This is a genomic window from Streptomyces sp. SX-6 (assembly GCF_059089585.1).
The window spans coordinates 58,401-73,192 of record NZ_JBTHHU010000006.1; the positions used below are offsets into that span (position 1 = coordinate 58,401).

General features: G+C 71.1%; 14 protein-coding genes. 9 read left to right on the plus strand and 5 right to left on the minus strand.

Annotated elements, in window-relative coordinates; all coding sequences use genetic code 11:
• Positions 1–105 precede the first annotated feature (105 nt).
• From ACV530_RS09350 to ACV530_RS09385, 8 genes are all read left to right on the plus strand, one after another.
• Positions 106–420: a putative quinol monooxygenase gene (locus tag ACV530_RS09350; RefSeq protein ID WP_494331843.1), complete on the plus strand. Its 315-nt coding sequence runs from the start codon at positions 106–108 to the stop codon at positions 418–420.
• 340 nt (positions 421–760) lie between these two features.
• Positions 761–1,732: a TauD/TfdA family dioxygenase gene (locus ACV530_RS09355; protein ID WP_494331844.1), complete on the plus strand. Its 972-nt coding sequence runs from the start codon at positions 761–763 to the stop codon at positions 1,730–1,732.
• A 111-nt stretch (positions 1,733–1,843) separates the two neighbouring features.
• The gene (locus ACV530_RS09360) at positions 1,844–3,223 is read left to right on the plus strand and encodes an MFS transporter (RefSeq protein WP_494331845.1); all 1,380 of its coding nucleotides are present in this window, start codon (positions 1,844–1,846) and stop codon (positions 3,221–3,223) included.
• Positions 3,224–3,338: 115 nt separating this feature from the next.
• Positions 3,339–4,307 (plus strand): alpha/beta hydrolase, encoded by a 969-nt coding sequence (locus ACV530_RS09365; RefSeq protein WP_494331846.1) that lies wholly within the window; start codon positions 3,339–3,341, stop codon positions 4,305–4,307.
• Complete coding sequence (locus tag ACV530_RS09370; protein WP_494331847.1) at positions 4,300–5,424, plus strand: acyltransferase family protein; 1,125 nt, start codon at positions 4,300–4,302, stop codon at positions 5,422–5,424. The genes ACV530_RS09365 and ACV530_RS09370 overlap by 8 nt, the downstream gene beginning before the upstream one ends.
• Before the next feature lie 10 nt (positions 5,425–5,434).
• Positions 5,435–6,721: a sensor histidine kinase gene (locus tag ACV530_RS09375; protein WP_494331848.1), complete on the plus strand. Its 1,287-nt coding sequence runs from the start codon at positions 5,435–5,437 to the stop codon at positions 6,719–6,721.
• The gene (locus ACV530_RS09380; RefSeq protein ID WP_494331849.1) at positions 6,718–7,386 is read left to right on the plus strand and encodes a response regulator; all 669 of its coding nucleotides are present in this window, start codon (positions 6,718–6,720) and stop codon (positions 7,384–7,386) included. The genes ACV530_RS09375 and ACV530_RS09380 overlap by 4 nt, the downstream gene beginning before the upstream one ends.
• Positions 7,387–7,459: 73 nt before the next feature.
• A complete protein-coding gene (locus ACV530_RS09385) occupies positions 7,460–7,927 on the plus strand; it encodes a RidA family protein (protein WP_494331850.1) in 468 nt (155 codons plus the stop codon).
• On the opposite strand, the gene ACV530_RS09390 is transcribed toward ACV530_RS09385, so the two are convergent.
• Entirely contained in the window at positions 7,916–8,959 is a 1,044-nt protein-coding gene (locus ACV530_RS09390; protein ID WP_494331851.1) for a methyltransferase domain-containing protein, read from the minus strand. The two genes, ACV530_RS09385 and ACV530_RS09390, sit on opposite strands and share 12 nt — an antisense overlap.
• A gap of 97 nt (positions 8,960–9,056) precedes the next feature.
• Between ACV530_RS09390 and uppS the strand changes: the two genes are divergently transcribed.
• Complete coding sequence (gene uppS / locus ACV530_RS09395) at positions 9,057–9,833, plus strand: polyprenyl diphosphate synthase (protein WP_494331852.1); 777 nt, start codon at positions 9,057–9,059, stop codon at positions 9,831–9,833.
• Here uppS and ACV530_RS09400 read toward each other — a convergent pair.
• The 4 genes from ACV530_RS09400 to ACV530_RS09415 all read right to left on the minus strand — a co-directional run bounded on the left by ACV530_RS09400 (position 9,821) and on the right by ACV530_RS09415 (position 14,693).
• The gene (locus tag ACV530_RS09400) at positions 9,821–10,660 is read right to left on the minus strand and encodes a PhzF family phenazine biosynthesis protein (RefSeq protein WP_494331853.1); all 840 of its coding nucleotides are present in this window, start codon (positions 10,658–10,660) and stop codon (positions 9,821–9,823) included. The two genes, uppS and ACV530_RS09400, sit on opposite strands and share 13 nt — an antisense overlap.
• A 77-nt stretch (positions 10,661–10,737) precedes the next feature.
• Positions 10,738–11,541: a 2OG-Fe(II)-dependent halogenase WelO5 family protein gene (locus ACV530_RS09405; protein WP_494331854.1), complete on the minus strand. Its 804-nt coding sequence runs from the start codon at positions 11,539–11,541 to the stop codon at positions 10,738–10,740.
• A 35-nt stretch (positions 11,542–11,576) separates the two neighbouring features.
• Positions 11,577–11,768, minus strand: coding sequence for a hypothetical protein (locus tag ACV530_RS09410; protein WP_494331855.1), 192 nt, complete (start codon positions 11,766–11,768; stop codon positions 11,577–11,579).
• Positions 11,769–11,831: 63 nt separating this feature from the next.
• Entirely contained in the window at positions 11,832–14,693 is a 2,862-nt protein-coding gene (locus tag ACV530_RS09415) for an alpha/beta hydrolase (protein ID WP_494331856.1), read from the minus strand.
• Positions 14,694–14,792 lie beyond the last annotated feature (99 nt).

Here is a 14,792-nt window from a genome sequence, read left to right on the forward strand (position 1 = left end):
TCACGCCGTGCCCAGGCACCGGCTGCCACTGGGTGAGGTGCCGCCGGGGGAGCAGAGTGGTGGACGCACCTCACCGAACTCCCAAGGAGAAGGAGAGCACGTCTCATGTCCCTCTTCGTCATCGCCGAATGCCTCGCCTCCCCCGGGCAGGAGGACCGGCTCCGTACCGCTCTGGAAGCAATGATCGAGCCGTCCCTGGACGAGCCCGGCTGCCTCGCCTACCGGCCCTACGCCGACCCCAACAACCCCGCCCGCATGGTGATCGTGGAGGAATGGACGAGTGGGGAGGCCCTCGAAGAGCACTTCGCCACGCCCCACTTCCGTCATGTGAAAGAAGTGCTGGCGCTGATCCTCGCCGAGCCGATGACCGTGCGGAAACTAGTGGAAGTCCCCGAAGTTCCCGAAGTCCCCGCCGAATGACGGGCATTGCCCGGGCACGCTCCGTGCCCGGGCCGCCGCAATGCGCAATGCGCGCGTGAGATGTACGGCACATTCGTCTGTGGTTTGGGCAAGGGGCAGGTATAGGCGAGGTATGGCCCAAGCGGTCGGCCCCAAGGTGAAAGCCGTGGTCCGCGACGGGCTACTTGCGGTAAGCCGGGCGCCGGTTGCGGATGAGGCGTCAGTTGTCTGCGCGGAGAGGACGTTTCGAGTCCGTCACATCGAAGCTGTTGCCCTTTCGCGGCCTCTGTGTAGAGTGCAGCCGCATAGGGGGAAGACCTATTCCTCTGCACCTGGATTCGGCACGGATATGGATATGCCCATGAGCGAGAAGCAGGCAGTGAAGTTACTGGCGGACGGGATCGAGGAGATCGAGGTCGATCCGTTCTGGGTCGACGACCTCCCCGTGTTGCGCGAGGTCCTCGAGGAGCACTTCGGATTCCCCGCGCAGGGAAGCAAGCTCGTCCCGTCCGAACAGCCCGACGTCCTCCGCAAGGAACTCTTGTCGCGCTCCCGTCACTTGGCCGACATGGTCGCGAAACTTCAGGGAGCCATACTCGGTGAGGCGAAGGCGCTCATCGTCCCCCGGATGCACCTGAGCAGCCTCGACGTCGAGGACCGAGGCGTGCTGCTCTACTCCCTGACCGTGGGCATGGGGTACCCGACCGGTACCGATCCCCGGCAGAACCAGGTCGTGTGGCCCGTCACGGCTCGTGCCAAGAACGGCGAGTATTTCGCGACCTATTCGGAGCTGGATTCCGAGGCCGAGTACCACACGGACGCGCAGTACTACCCGGACCCGGAACGCTATTTCCTGCTCTATGCGGTGCGTTCGGCACGCTGCGGCGGGGGAGAGAGCAAGCTCCGCGCGAACAACCACATCATGGATCACCTGGGCACCACACCCGAGGGCCGCAGGGCGCTGAAGGTATTGCAGGCGCTCGATATTCCCTTCCGGATTCCGTCCGTCTACACCGAGAGCGGAAAGGCCGAGGAGCGGAAGTACACCCTCGCCCCGATCATCGGCGAGAACAATACGCTGCGGTGGCGCAAGGACACCGTCGAAAAGGGGCTCGCGGAACGTCCCGAGTACGACCACCCGGATCTGCGTGCCGCGATGAAGGCACTCGACGCGGCGCTGAATGACGCGCCGCAGGAGGTCCGGCTGACGCTCGGCGACGACAGCCTCGTGCTCGTCGACAACCACCGCGCGGTGCACGCCCGTACGGCATTCACCGACCACGGCCGTCATCTCCTGCGCATCAGGTTCCACGACACCCAGCACGTCCGCTGAACAAGGTTGGTTGACTCGTTGAGTGTGGTAAGGACAGGCGGCCGCTGTGTCGGTCCGCCCGGTACGGATCTGTCGTCCACGCGGAAACGGCTCGTACTGGCCATTGCCTGCATGAGCACGTTCCTGGTGAACCTGGACAACACGATCCTGAATGTGGCGCTGCCGGACATTCGCGCGCAACTGCATCCCGGCGTTTCCGGGTTGCAGTGGATCGTCGATTCCTATCTGCTGACCCTGGCCTCGCTGCTGATACTCAGCGGTTCCATGGGCGACCGGTTCGGCAGACGGCGGATCTTCGGCATAGGCCTGGTCACCTTCGCTCTCGGGTCACTGCTGTGCAGCCTCGCCCCCACCACCGGATGGCTGGTGGGATTCCGCGTCGTCCAGGCGGTGGGGGCGTCCATGCTCAACCCGGTCGGAATGTCGATCATCAGCAACATCTTCACCGAACCCCGCGCCCGGGCCTCGGCGTTCGGCATCTGGGGCGCCGCGGTCGGGCTGGGCATGGCCTCGGGGCCGGTGGTCGGCGGTGTGCTGGTGCAGACACTGGGCTGGCGGTCGGTGTTCTGGACCAGCATCCCCATCGCCCTCGCCGTGGCGGTCTGCGCACGGCTGTTCATCCCGGAGAGCAGATCGCACCTGCGCCGCAGACCCGACCTCGTGGGCCAGGCGCTGGTGCTCGTCCTCGTGGCCGGCACGGTCTTCACCATCATCGAGGTGCCGCGGCTCGGTGCGGGGTCGCTCCGGATCCAGGCCGGCATCGCCGTGGTCGTCCTCGCCGCGGCGGGCCTGGGCGTGGTCGAGCGGCGGCGCGACGATCCGCTCATCGACTTCCGGTTCTTCCGGAGCGTGCCCTTCTCGGCGTCCATGCTCATCGCCGTGCTGACCTACGCCGCCATGGGCGGCTTCCTCTTCCTCAACTCCATCTACCTCCAGGACGTGCGCGGTTACTCACCGGTGCGCGCCGGCCTGTACACCCTGCCGATGGCCGTCGGCACCGCGCTCGGAGCACAGCTGTCCGGCCTGCTCGTCAGGGCCCGGGGCGCGCTGGCCGCCCTGGTGACCGCCGGTGCGGCCGTCACCGGCGCCGCGCTGATCACGGCCGACGTCATCGGCACCGACTCCTCGGTGCTGCTGCTCACCGGGTACACGCTCCTCGGCCTGGGCTTCGGCGGCGCCAACACCCCCGTGAACAACACCGCGATGGCGGGCATGCCCCTCAACCAGGCAGGGGTCGCGGGAGCCGTCGCCTCCAGCAGCAGGCAACTGGGCCAGTCGCTCGGGGTGGCCGTCTTCGGGGCGATCGTGCTCGCCGGTCCCGGCAAGGACATCACCGACGGCTTCGCCCGCGCGAGCCTGCCGGGCTGGTATCTCATCGCGGGCATCGGCCTGGCCATCGTCGTCCTCGGCGCCGTCGCCTCGAGCCGCGCGGCACGGCGCTCGGCCGAGCGCGTCTCCGCGGGCTTCGACGAAGCCGCCCCCTACCCGTAGTACTCCGGAGCTACCCGCGACTGACCCCCATGGCGGGACGCCGACCACACGGCCCTGTCCCTACCTTCTGTGCCGGAAACACGATCAACCCTCCGGCACGGAAGGACCCTTCACCATGGCGCCCCGCCCGCGCACAAGCCGCCTGCGACGCACCCTGATCGCCGCACTCGTCGTCGCCTCGGTGGCGGTGCCGCTGGCGGGCGCCGCCCGCCCCGCGGCCGTACCGGCCCCCGCCCCGGCCGCACTCGCCCCGCTGCGGGCCGCGACCCCCGCCGCCCTCGCCGCGCGGTACGCCGCCACGCGGGAGGACGTACGGGCCGCCGAGCGGACGGCCACGGACCACGGCGACCGGAAACGGGCCGCCGCACTGCGCTCCATGGAGGAACCGGAGCGCCGGTTCCTCTCCTTCGACGGCCGCGACGGCGGCCGTACCGCCGAGGTGTTCGGGGACCTCTCCCGCGCCGAGCGGATCGCCGTCCTGGTACCGGGATCGGACACCAGCCTCGACACCTACGGCCGCCTCCGCGCCGGGGCCGAGGCACTGCGGCAGGAGATGGGCGGCCGGTCCGTCGTCATCGCCTGGCTCGGGTACGAGACGCCGGGCACGGTGAGCACCGACGCGCTGACCGCGGACCGCGCGGACAGCGCCGCCCCCGGACTGCGCCGGTTCACCGGGGAGTTGCGCACGCTCCGGCCCGCCGCCCGGATGTCCGTCGTGTGCCACTCGTACGGTTCCGTGGTCTGCGCCCGGGCCGCGTCCGGGCTGGACGTCGCGGACATCGTCCTGTACGGCAGCCCCGGCACCGGGGCCCGCGACGTCGCCGGACTGCACACCCGGGCCACCGTCTGGGCGGGCCGCGGGAGCGGCGACTGGGTCGGCTCCGTACCGCACATACGGCTCCGGCTCCCGTTCGTCACCGTCGGGTTCGGGACGGACCCGGTCTCGTCCTCCTTCGGCGCCCACGTCTTCGCCGCGGGCCACGGCGGCCACAGCGACTACCTCGCGCCCGGCTCCGTCCCGCTCGCGAACATCGCCCGGATCGTCACCGGACGGACCTCCACGGGGGAGGCCCGTCATGCGTGACCTCGTCCGGCGGATCGACGCCGCCACCCCGCCCGAACGCGACCGCGCCGTCGACGCGTTGCGTGCCCTCGCCATCCTCGGCGTGGTGCTCGGCCACTGGCTGGTGACCGCCCTCGTGTCCGACAGCGGCACGGTGCGGGCCGTCAGCCCGCTCCACTACCTGCCCGAACTCACGCCCGTCTCCTGGCTGTTCCAGACCCTGGCCGTCTTCTTCCTGGTGGGCGGCAGGGTGGGTGCCGCGAGCTACGCCCGCTCCCGCGCCCGGGGCGTCCCGTACGGGCGGTGGCTGCGCGACCGGACGGCCCGGCTGTTCGGACCGGTCGCCGCGGTGCTGACCCTGTGGGCCGTGACGGCAAGCGCCATGCTCCTGGCCGGAGTCGGCGTCGAGACGCTGTACACCCTGCTCAAGCTGGTGCTGTCCCCGCTCTGGTTCCTGCTGGTCTTCGTCGTGCTGACCGCCGCGACCCCGCTGGTCGCGCGGCTGCATCCGCTGTGGCCGCTCGCCGTCGTCCTGCACGTCGACCTGATCCGCTTCGGGCTCGGCGGTCCGTCCTGGCCCGGCTGGATCAACGTGGCGGCGGGCTGGCTCGTCCCGTACTGCCTCGGCGCCGCCTGGGCCCGGGGCGCCCTGCGGGGACGCACAGCCGGATGGGTGCTGCTGCTCGGCGGCGCCGCCGCCACCGCCGGGCTCGTGCTGTGGGCCGGCTACCCGGCCGCCATGGTCGGCGTGCCCGGCTCCCGCATCTCCAACCTCAACCCGCCCACCCTCGCGGCGGTCGCCTTCGGGCTCGCCCAGTGCGGCGCGGCCCTCCTGCTGCTCGGACCGCTGCGGCGGGTGCTGCGCCGGCCCGCCGTCTGGGCGGCGGTCGTGCTGCCGAACCTCTCCGCGATGACGGTCTTCCTCTGGCACCAGACCGCCATGATGGCCGTCACCGCGCTCGGCCTGCTCGTCGGCCCGCCCCTGCCCGGCCTGCACACGCTCCCCGACGGCGTCGGCTGGGTGCTCGCCCGGCTGGCCTGGCTGCCCGTGTTCGCGGCCCTGCTGGCGGTGTGCGGAGCCGCGTTCCGCGCGTACGAACGGCAGCCTGCCCGGAGGGCGGAGGCGAGGCGTGTCTAGAGTGGATCATGTGAACACGGGGGGAGAAGGGGGCAGAGGGAGACGGCTGGCCGCCGCTCTCCTGGCGGTGCCGCGCATCCTGCGCGAGGACCTGCTGACGACCGCCCGCGACCCCCTGCCGCGCTCGGCCTGGCTGGGCCGGATGCCGCACGCGCATCTGGCGCTGCTCGCCGTGATCCTCGGCCTGTTCAACGGCGGGCAGATCGCGCGCGCCGGGCTCGGGGCGACCGGTCTGCTGCTCGCAGTGGTCCAGACAGGGGCCGTGGTCCTCGCGATGTCCCGCCCGGCGCCCGCCTGGTGGCTCTCGACGGCGGGGCTCATGGTGACCGCCGCGGCAGTGGAAAACGGCATCAGGATCGGGGTGCTGTGGCCCTGGAACATCTTCGGGGCCGTCCTGCACACCTTCGTCCTGCTCCTCCTCGCGCTGCGGGTCCGCCCGCTGGCCGCGGCCGTCGCGGTGGCCGTGACCGTCCTGTCGGCGCTCGTCAACAACGCCTTCGCGACGCAGGTTCATCACAGCAACCTCGACCAGGCCGTCGTGGTCTTCGTCACCGCGGTGGTGGCCGGCTCCTCGCTGCGCCAGAGCCGGGTGGCCCGTACCCGGCTGGTCGAGCAGGAGGAGCTCACCGCCGAGGAACGCGCCCGGCGCACCCTCCTCGAGGAGCGCGGCCGCATCGCCCGCGAGCTCCACGACGTGGTCGCCCACCACATGTCGGTGATCTCCATCCAGGCCCAGGTCGCCCCGCACCTGGTGAAGGACCCGCCCGAGGAACTGAAGGAGAACCTCGCGGGCATCCGCCGCAACGCGGTCGACGCCCTGGCGGAACTCCGCCGCGTACTGGGCGTCCTGCGCAGCGAGAACGACCCGTCCGACGGCGCACGGCACGCGCCGCAGCCCGGACTCGACCGGCTCGACGAGCTGCTGGCCAACGTGCGCGGCGCCGGGCAGCGGGTGGAACTCGCCACCTCCGGCACGGCCCGCCCGCTCGCACCCGGCGTGGAACTGTCGGCCTACCGCATCGTGCAGGAGGCGCTGAGCAACGCGATGCGGCACGCGCCCGGCGCCACGGTGCGGGTGGTTCTCGCCCACGGCCCCGCGGCGCTCATGATCCGGGTGGTCAACACCGCCCCCGACCGCCCCGCCCCGCCCTCGCGGGGCGCGGGGCACGGCCTGACCGGCATGCGCGAGCGCGCCGCGATGCTGGGCGGAACCCTGGCCAACGGGCCCACTCCGGAGGGCGGTTACGAAGTGGTGGCCGAACTCCCCGTTTCCATGGCGAAGGACGACAACACATGACGATCCGGGTGATGATCGCCGACGACCAGGTGATGGTCCGTCAGGGCTTCACCGTGCTGCTCAACGCGGAGGACGACATCGAGGTGGTCGGCCAGGCCGTCGACGGCCTCGACGCCGTCGCCAAGGCCGCCGAACTCGCCCCGGACGTCGTCCTGATGGATATCCGCATGCCCGGGCTCGGCGGCATCGAGGCGACCCGCCGCCTCACCGAGCCGGACGACGCCACCGTCAAGATCCTCGTCCTGACCACCTTCGACCTCGACGAGTACGTCTACGAGGCGCTGCGCGCGGGCGCGTCCGGATTCCTGCTGAAGGACGCCTCGGCGGCCGAACTCGCCCAGGCCGTACGGGTGGTGGCCGCGGGCGAGGCCCTGCTCGCCCCCAGCGTCACCAAGCGGCTCATCACCGAGTTCTCCCGGATGAACGTCATACCCCGGGCCCCGCTCAAGGAGCGCGTCGGCGCCCTGACGGAGCGCGAGACCGAGGTCCTGTCCCTGGTGGCCCAGGGCCTGTCGAACGCGGAGATCGCCCAGCGCCTGGTGGTGGCCGAGCAGACCGTGAAGACCCATGTGAGCCGGATCCTCGTCAAGCTGGGCCTGCGCGACCGGACCCAGGCCGCGGTCTTCGCCTACGAGACCGGGCTCATCCGGCCGACCGGGTACTGAGCCGCACATTCCGGCCCGGGGCCGCCGCGCCGGTGGGAGAATCGCGCCGTGTTCCGGGTCGTCAGGAGGTGCCATGAGCGCTGATGCCCACGCCAGACTCGCCGAACTCGGCCTCGAACTTCCCGGGGTGAGCCCGCCCAAGGGCGCGTACGTCCCCGCGGTCCGCACCGGGCGGTACGTGTACGTCTCGGGCCAGGTCCCGATGGCCGACGGCGAGCTGATCGCCGCCGGCCAGGTCGGCGCCGAGGTGACGGCCGAGCGGGCACGGGAGCTCAGCCGCCGGTGCGCCCTGGCCGCGCTGGCCGCCGTCGATGCGGTGGCCGGGCTGGATGCGGTGGTGCGGGTGGTGAAGGTGGTCGGATACGTCGCGTCCGCCGAGCACTTCACGGGGCAGACCGGGGTGGTCGACGGGGCGAGCGAACTCCTCGTCGAGGTGTTCGGCGAGTCCGGGCGGCACGCCCGCAGCTCCGTCGGGGTCGGCCGGCTGCCGCTGGACGTACCGGTGGAGATCGAGGTGACGGTGGAAGTGTCAGGTTCGTGACGGGACTTCCGCCGTGACGATGTACAGCGTCACGGCAGCGAAGAACGGGCCCTGTGCGAGATGGCCGAGCCAGCTGTCGGCCTGCCGTTCGGTGAGGTAGCCCGCGGCCACGGCGCGCTCGGTGTTGCGCTGAAGACCGAGGGCCTGGTCGGCGGCGCGGACATCCCGGAACACCGATGTGGCCGGGGCGACCGAGGAGACGGCGAATCCGGCCTGCTCGGCGAGCCGCGGCAGTTGTCGCCCGACGACCGCGTTGCGCACGATCCTGTCGGCGATGTGACGCGTGTAGGCCCGGGCGATCTCCGGATCGGGGTGGTCGACGGCGAGCGAGTCCCAGTCGGGCTCGGCCATGACGAGCCGGCCGCCGGGGCGCAGGACCCGCCCCAGCTCGGCCAGGGCCCGGGGGAGGTCTGCGACGTGCTGCAGCAGACGATCGGTGAGCGCGCGGTCGGCGGAGCCCGAGGGCAGCGGCAGCGCGTGAACGTCGGCCCGCAGCACGCCGGTTCGCGGGAGGCGGGCGGCCCGGTCCCGGGCCTCGCGGGCCATCCCGGCATCGGAGTCGATGCCGATGACCGTACCGGCGGAGCCTGCCGCGCGGGCGAGCGCTTCGAGACCGGTGCCCGGACCGCAGCCCAGGTCCAGGACCGCATGCCCGGGCCGGACGGCCAGCGCGTCGAGCGCCGCCTGCTTGTACGAGCGCGCGGCATCGGTCGCGGCGAGCCGGTCCAGATAGACGGCCTTGTCGGGGACAACGGTCTCGAACATGCGCCCCGCGACATGCGTCAGGCTCTCGATCTCGCACTCGAGCAACTCGCGGCCCGCAGAGGTCAGACGCAGAGGGCGCCGTCTCCCCTCGGCCTCCAGGTACTCGATCAGCCCCTTGCCGCGCAGCCGGGCCAGCGCGCCGGACAGACTGCCGCGGCCGAGCCGTGTGCCGGTCATCCGCTCGATCGCGGTGCTCACGGCATACCCGTGCAGAGGGCCGTCCGCCAGCGCGGACAGGACGAGCATCTGGGCATCGTTGGTACGCACTGGCGCCCCCGGGCAGTGGACAGTAGGTTTCCCTCAATGACACGCGGCGCGTGCTATTGCTCCCCCAGTATGCACGCCACTCCCGAAAGGCTCCGTCGTGCTCCTCACCGACCCGCTCTACGCCCTCTACGCCCGTCGGCTTCGCCGGCGGCTTCGGGGCGGTCAACTCCCCGGACATATCGGGCTGATCATGGATGGCAACCGCCGTTGGGCGCGCCGACAGGGCATCGGGAATCCGAGCCTCGGCCACAAGTACGGGGCGGAGCACGTGGAAGAAGTGCTGTCCTGGTGCGACGCCCTGCGGATCAGGCACGTGACGGTGTTCGTCTGTTCCGCCGAGAACCTCCACCGACGCGGCGACGCCGAAGTCGCCTTCCTGATGCGGGTGATCGAGAACGTTCTGACGGCGCAGCTCGCCAAGCCGCGGCCGCGATGGCGGGTGCACGTCGCCGGCAACCTCGACACGCTGCCCGACACCACCGCGCGTGCGCTCAAAGAGGCGGTCGAGGCCACGCGGGAGTGCACCACCGGGGCACACGTGACCCTTGCCGTCGGCTACGGCGGCCGCCAGGAACTCGTCGACGCGATGCGGGAGTTGCTGTACGAGCAGGCCGAGGCCGGCAGGCCGATGCGGGACCTCGCCGCCGACCTGACCGCACAGGACGTAGCCCGCCATCTCTACACCGCCGGTCAGCCCGACCCCGACCTGGTCATCCGCACCAGCGGAGAGCAGCGCATGTCGAACTTCCTGCTGTGGCAGAGCGCTTACTCGGAGCTGTACTTCTGCGAGGCGTACTGGCCGGCGTTCCGCGAGGTCGACTTCCTGCGTGCCCTGCGCGCGTACGCCGCCCGTCAGCGCCGCTATGGCGCCTGAATCGGTACCGCCGTGCCGGTGACCGCGATGCCGCCGGTGTGCGGCACTTCCACGGCGATCGTGCTCGGGCGGCCCATGTCGTCGCCCTGGTGGACCGTCAAGGCAGCCGGTGCGTCGATGAGCCGGAGCTCGCGCAGATAGCCGCCAAGTGCGGCTGCCGCGGCCCCGGTTGCCGGGTCCTCGACGACGCCGCCGGGCGGGAACGGGTTGCGTGCGTGGTAAACGGCCGGGGACTCCCGCCACACCAGGTCGACCGTGGCCCAGTTGTTGCGGCGCATCAGGGCGGCGAGCGCGGGCATGTCGTAGTCCAGCGCGGCGAGCCGCTCGCGGCGGGCCGCGGCGATCACCGGGTGCCAGGCACCGGCGTAGGCGGCGCGGGGCGGCAGCGCGGGGTCCAGGTCGGCGGCCTGCCAGCGCAGTGCGGCGAGCAGCTCGGCCAGGTCGGCATCCGCGATCGGCGCCGACCGGGGCTCCACGCTGACGAGCGTGGCCACCACCGAACCGTCCGGCGCGGTACGGGTGGTGACGGGGACCGTCCCGGCCTTCGTACGGAACCGCAGGTCGCCCGCACCGTGGCGCCGGGCGTACGCGACCGCCGTCGCGATGGTGGCGTGACCGCAGAACGGCACCTCGGTGCGCGGGCTGAAGTAGCGGACGGCCAGGCTTCCGTCGGCCCGCGGCACGGCGAACGCCGTCTCGGAGAAGCCGACCTCCGCCGCTGTCGCCGCCATCGTCGCGTCATCGACGCCCGTGGCGTCCAGCACGACTCCGGCCGGATTGCCGCCCAACGGATCGGTGCTGAACGCGACATAGCGCAAGAGCTCCATCAGCTCAACGTAGCGATGTGCGGACGGACCGTCAAAGTCACTGGAAGACTGTAAGAAGGGCCGCACAGGAATGCGAGTCAGCCCCAGGTCATGAATTCGCCGGTCGCACTCAGGCCCACGGCGAAACCCAGTGCGATGCGCCGGGATCCCCGGCTGGGACGTACCGCATGGAAATACCGCGGGTTGATCAGAACGGCCTCGCCGACCTCGGGCTCGAGTTCGATCGATTCGGCATCGCCGACCACGGCCTCGTCGTAACCGTACGAATGGGGCAGCCGGAATGCCTCGTCCGCCGGGTGCCACAGATGGCGCCACAGGACCGTCTCCCCGCCGGAATCCGGAACGCTGAGATAGAGATTGAACGCGAACTGGGCGATCAGCGGCGAATCCAGGAGATCCCCGGAGAACTCGCGCTGTGCGTCGTCGAAATGGACCTGGAATCCCTGGTTCGGCTCGCGGAAGACACCGGCGCCCATCGCCCGGCCGTCGCGCCGGCCCACCGCCACGCCCTGCGGCCAGCCCGCCCCGATGGCCTCACGGCACAGCGCGAACGGGTCGAAGGGCAGGCCGAGCCGGTTCCAGGCCCGCTGGTGTTCCTCCAGCGCGCCCCAATAGGCGTCGGCGACCTCGCCGTTCTCGCGGTGGTCGCTGACGCCCACGCCGAACCGCATCACGGGCGGGTCCACGCGCTCGCGGCCGTAGGAGTCGAACGTCCTGCTCCCCAGCACCCGCAGCGTCTGCTCGCACCGGGAACGCGGCAGGACGCCGGGGACGCGGACCACGGCACAACGCCCTGCCGCGAGATCGGCGAGATGCCGATGGATGAACGCCGACGAGGTGATGATGCGGAAGAACGGGTCGTGTAAGTCGGCGGAAGTCATTCGGGCCGCCCCGTTTCTTGTCGGTCGCTATGCCGCTATGCGGGACTCGGATCGGTCATGGCCCGGAAGGCCGTCTTGGCCGCGAGTTCAAGTGCCTGGTGATCGGTCTCCATCGCTTCCCGCGCGATCCGCCGGCCGATCTCCGACTGGATCTTCTCGAGGGCGCTTCCCGGGGCGCCCCATTGCAGTAAACGATCGTTTTCCGGCTCGGTGGGATTGGGTGTCATCCATCCAGAGTGGTGGCAAACGGATGCCGCCCGCAAGTCCTTCGGGCAGATGGCCGGACCTCGTCAACTCCCCTCATCCGGCAGGGTGTTCGCGCCACTCATTTCCGTCAACGTTTTGTTCAGGAGTTGTTCGGTCTGCCGCATCAGCGGGCTGTCCGGGGGCAGCGTCCGGTGCTGGTCCGCCACCAGGCCCCGAAGCTCCCCGACCGCCTCCTGCGTCCGTCCCAGCGCCAGGAGGGCGACGCACAGCTGGTGCCGGAGCGGCATCATCCGGTACGAGTCGGCGGGCTGGGCGGCGTCGTCGAGGGCACCGCGCAGCTCGGCCTCGGCCTCGGCCTCTGCCTCCCGGGAACTGGAGCACAGCAGACAGCGTGCCAGGGTCAGCCGCAGCCATAGGACCTCCGGGGCCGACGCCGGCCAGGCGTTGCGTCGGACGACGGCCAGGATCGCCCGCACCTCCTCCTCAGCCTCGGCCGCCCGTCCCAGGCTCAGCATCGCCCGCGCCCGGCTGTGCCGTACGACCACCGTGTGGTAGTGGTCCGGGCCGCTCACCTGGTGCTCGGCCTGGACGATCGGCCACAGCAGCTGCTCCGCCTCCGCCGCCCGGCCCTGTTCGAGGATCGCGCGTGCGAGCTTGTGCCGGCTGGCCAGCGTGTCGGGGTGGTCCTCGCCGAGGAGGTCCGTACGCGCCGCGACGACCTGCTCGAGCTCCTTCTCCGCGGCCGCGTGCTCCTCGCGCTCGAGGGCGATGCGCGCCTTCTCGTGCCGGAGGGCCAGGATCTCCCGGTCGTCCTCGTGGAAACCGAAGCCGGCACAGCCCCCGACGACCGGCTGCACCAGATCGTGCGCCGGCCCGAGCAGCCCCGTCGCGATGAGATAGCGGGCGGTCAGCCGCGCGAGCTCGAGGGCGTCGGTGAGCACGCCGTGATCGGGCCGCCAGCTGCCGAGCAGACAGGTCCGCGCCACCTCGATAGCGTGCGGGGCGACGGCCGCCCACAGCTGCCAGCGCGCCGGGTAGTCGGGGTCCTTGCCCTTCGTCGCGTCCAGCAGCATCCGCACCGCGAGCCCGTAGTAGTCGCTGCGCCGCCGCCGTACGTCCCTGTCGCCGCGCAGCACGCCGTGGACGACCGGGTGCAGGGTCAGTACGGAGGACAGTTCGGGATCGTCCGTGTCGTCACGCTCGTTGACGTCCGTCAGCCCCAGGTCCTCCAGCCCCTGCAGCACGTCCACGCGCTGCGCGGCGGAGAACCCGGGGAAGAGCGGCGACTCGGCCGGTGCCGCGCCGCCCAGCAGGCAGCGGTAGGGGATCGGCGCGATGTTGAGACAGGCGAACACCTTGAGCAACGGCGCGGCGTGGGTCAGGCCCTGGCGGTCGAGCAGCCGCAGGGCGATGCCGCACACCTCCTCGACGATCTCCTGCCCGAGCAGTTCGTCGAGGTCGCCCGGTGCGCACTCGAAGCGCCGCTTCACGGCCAGCCGGTAGCTGTCGAAGTCCCTGATCTCCTTGTCGCCGAAGGCCACCCTGCGCCTGTTGACCACCTTCACGTAGTCGGCGGCCGCCCGCAACGCCAGGGGCAGGTGGCCGAGTTCGGCCGAGAGGCGACGGGCCTGCTCGTTGGTGCCGCCCACGCCTTTCGTGCGCTCCAGCAGCAGCGAGGCGCCGTCCGCCTCGGTGAGCGGGGACACCTGGTGCACCTGGCTCCAGGGCCCCCACACGTCCCGGGCGCGCACCCGGCTGGTGACGATCACCATGCCGTTGTCCCCGGCCGGTTCGCGCAGCCAGCTGCCCTCCGACACCGGACCGTCGCGCGGGCCGAGCCGTTGCGGGTCGTCGGCGTTGTCGAAGACGAGCAGCCAGGGCTCCCGCGAGGCGTCGAGCAGCCGCCACACCAGGTCCGTGGCGCTGCCCACGCCCTGCCAGGCGTGCTCCACCTGGGCCGCCGACGCGCCCAGTTCAGCGGCGACCGTCCGCATGCAGGCGTTGAGCTGCGGCATGGAGACCCACCAGACCCGGCGGCCCGTCCGGCGTGCGACGACCGCGATCTCGAGGGCCAGCCGGCTCTTGCCCAGGCCGCCGAGCCCCGCCAGCACGTGCACCTTGTGCGGAGAGTCCGGGGACACGACCGAGGCGATGATGCGGTGCCGCTCCTGCCCCTGCAACTGGCCCTCCAGCTTGGCGAAGGGAGGGGAGACGGAGTGGACCTGCTGGGTTTCCGGCGGAATGCCCGAAGGCGCTCGGCTGGGGCGGGGTCCGGCGACGGACTGCAGTGCGGACTGGACCGTGATGTACGACAGGGAGTTGTGGTCGTCCGGCTGCACGATGGAGAAGTGGTCTCCGGGCACGACACCGCCGGACGGGAACAGGCCTCTGGCCACGACGGCCGGCACGACGTTGTCGGCGGTGCCGCCGTAGGCCTCCACGCGAATGGGGCATTCCTGGTCGCTGTGCGTGCGCGCGTGCACCACACGGTCCATGATCGTGCGCTGGGCCTCCGTCACCGCCCGGTCGAACGGCCGCAGTTGGCGTTCCTGCGCGTGGTTCCAGAACCTGCGCACCGTCAGGAAGAACCCCGAGCCGGTGTTGGGACAGGAGAACATCGTGAAGTGCTTGATGCGGGCGAGCGACCGCCCTTCGCCGTTCGCGAGTTTGCGGGCGAGGAACCGCTGGACGACCAGCCCGCCCTGACTGTGCGTGACCAGGGCGATCGACGTGGCGTCGCGGAGCTTGTTGTCCAGGAACACGTCCAGTTGGTCGGCGATGTCGTCCGTCTCGGCGACCCGCCGGTCCGGGCGCAGCCGGAAGACGGGCGAGTCGTACTCGAAGCAGTGGACCGTGACCCAGTCGCGCAGATCCGGGTCGGTGGCTATCAGCTTCCCGAAGGCCGTCCACACCTTGGCCGAGGAGAACAGGCCGTGTACGAACACAAGATGCACTGATGGTGGTGTCGCCATCGCGGAACCCCCTTGCGGGAAGCGGGAGTTGAAATCATGTCAACAAAGCGCAAGGCGTAGGTGCGGTCGGAT

What these genes read in the sequence shown, in the direction of transcription:
- ACV530_RS09350 (WP_494331843.1), top strand. Translation starts at nt 106, where the DNA reads ATGTCCCTCTTCGTCATCGCCGAATGCCTCGCCTCCCCCGGGCAGGAG.
- ACV530_RS09355 (WP_494331844.1), top strand. Translation starts at nt 761, where the DNA reads ATGAGCGAGAAGCAGGCAGTGAAGTTACTGGCGGACGGGATCGAGGAG.
- ACV530_RS09360 (WP_494331845.1), top strand. Translation starts at nt 1,844, where the DNA reads ATGAGCACGTTCCTGGTGAACCTGGACAACACGATCCTGAATGTGGCG.
- ACV530_RS09365 (WP_494331846.1), top strand. Translation starts at nt 3,339, where the DNA reads ATGGCGCCCCGCCCGCGCACAAGCCGCCTGCGACGCACCCTGATCGCC.
- ACV530_RS09370 (WP_494331847.1), top strand. Translation starts at nt 4,300, where the DNA reads ATGCGTGACCTCGTCCGGCGGATCGACGCCGCCACCCCGCCCGAACGC.
- ACV530_RS09380 (WP_494331849.1), top strand. Translation starts at nt 6,718, where the DNA reads ATGACGATCCGGGTGATGATCGCCGACGACCAGGTGATGGTCCGTCAG.
- ACV530_RS09385 (WP_494331850.1), top strand. Translation starts at nt 7,460, where the DNA reads ATGAGCGCTGATGCCCACGCCAGACTCGCCGAACTCGGCCTCGAACTT.
- ACV530_RS09400 (WP_494331853.1), bottom strand. Translation starts at nt 10,660, where the DNA reads ATGGAGCTCTTGCGCTATGTCGCGTTCAGCACCGATCCGTTGGGCGGC.
- ACV530_RS09405 (WP_494331854.1), bottom strand. Translation starts at nt 11,541, where the DNA reads ATGACTTCCGCCGACTTACACGACCCGTTCTTCCGCATCATCACCTCG.
- ACV530_RS09410 (WP_494331855.1), bottom strand. Translation starts at nt 11,768, where the DNA reads ATGACACCCAATCCCACCGAGCCGGAAAACGATCGTTTACTGCAATGG.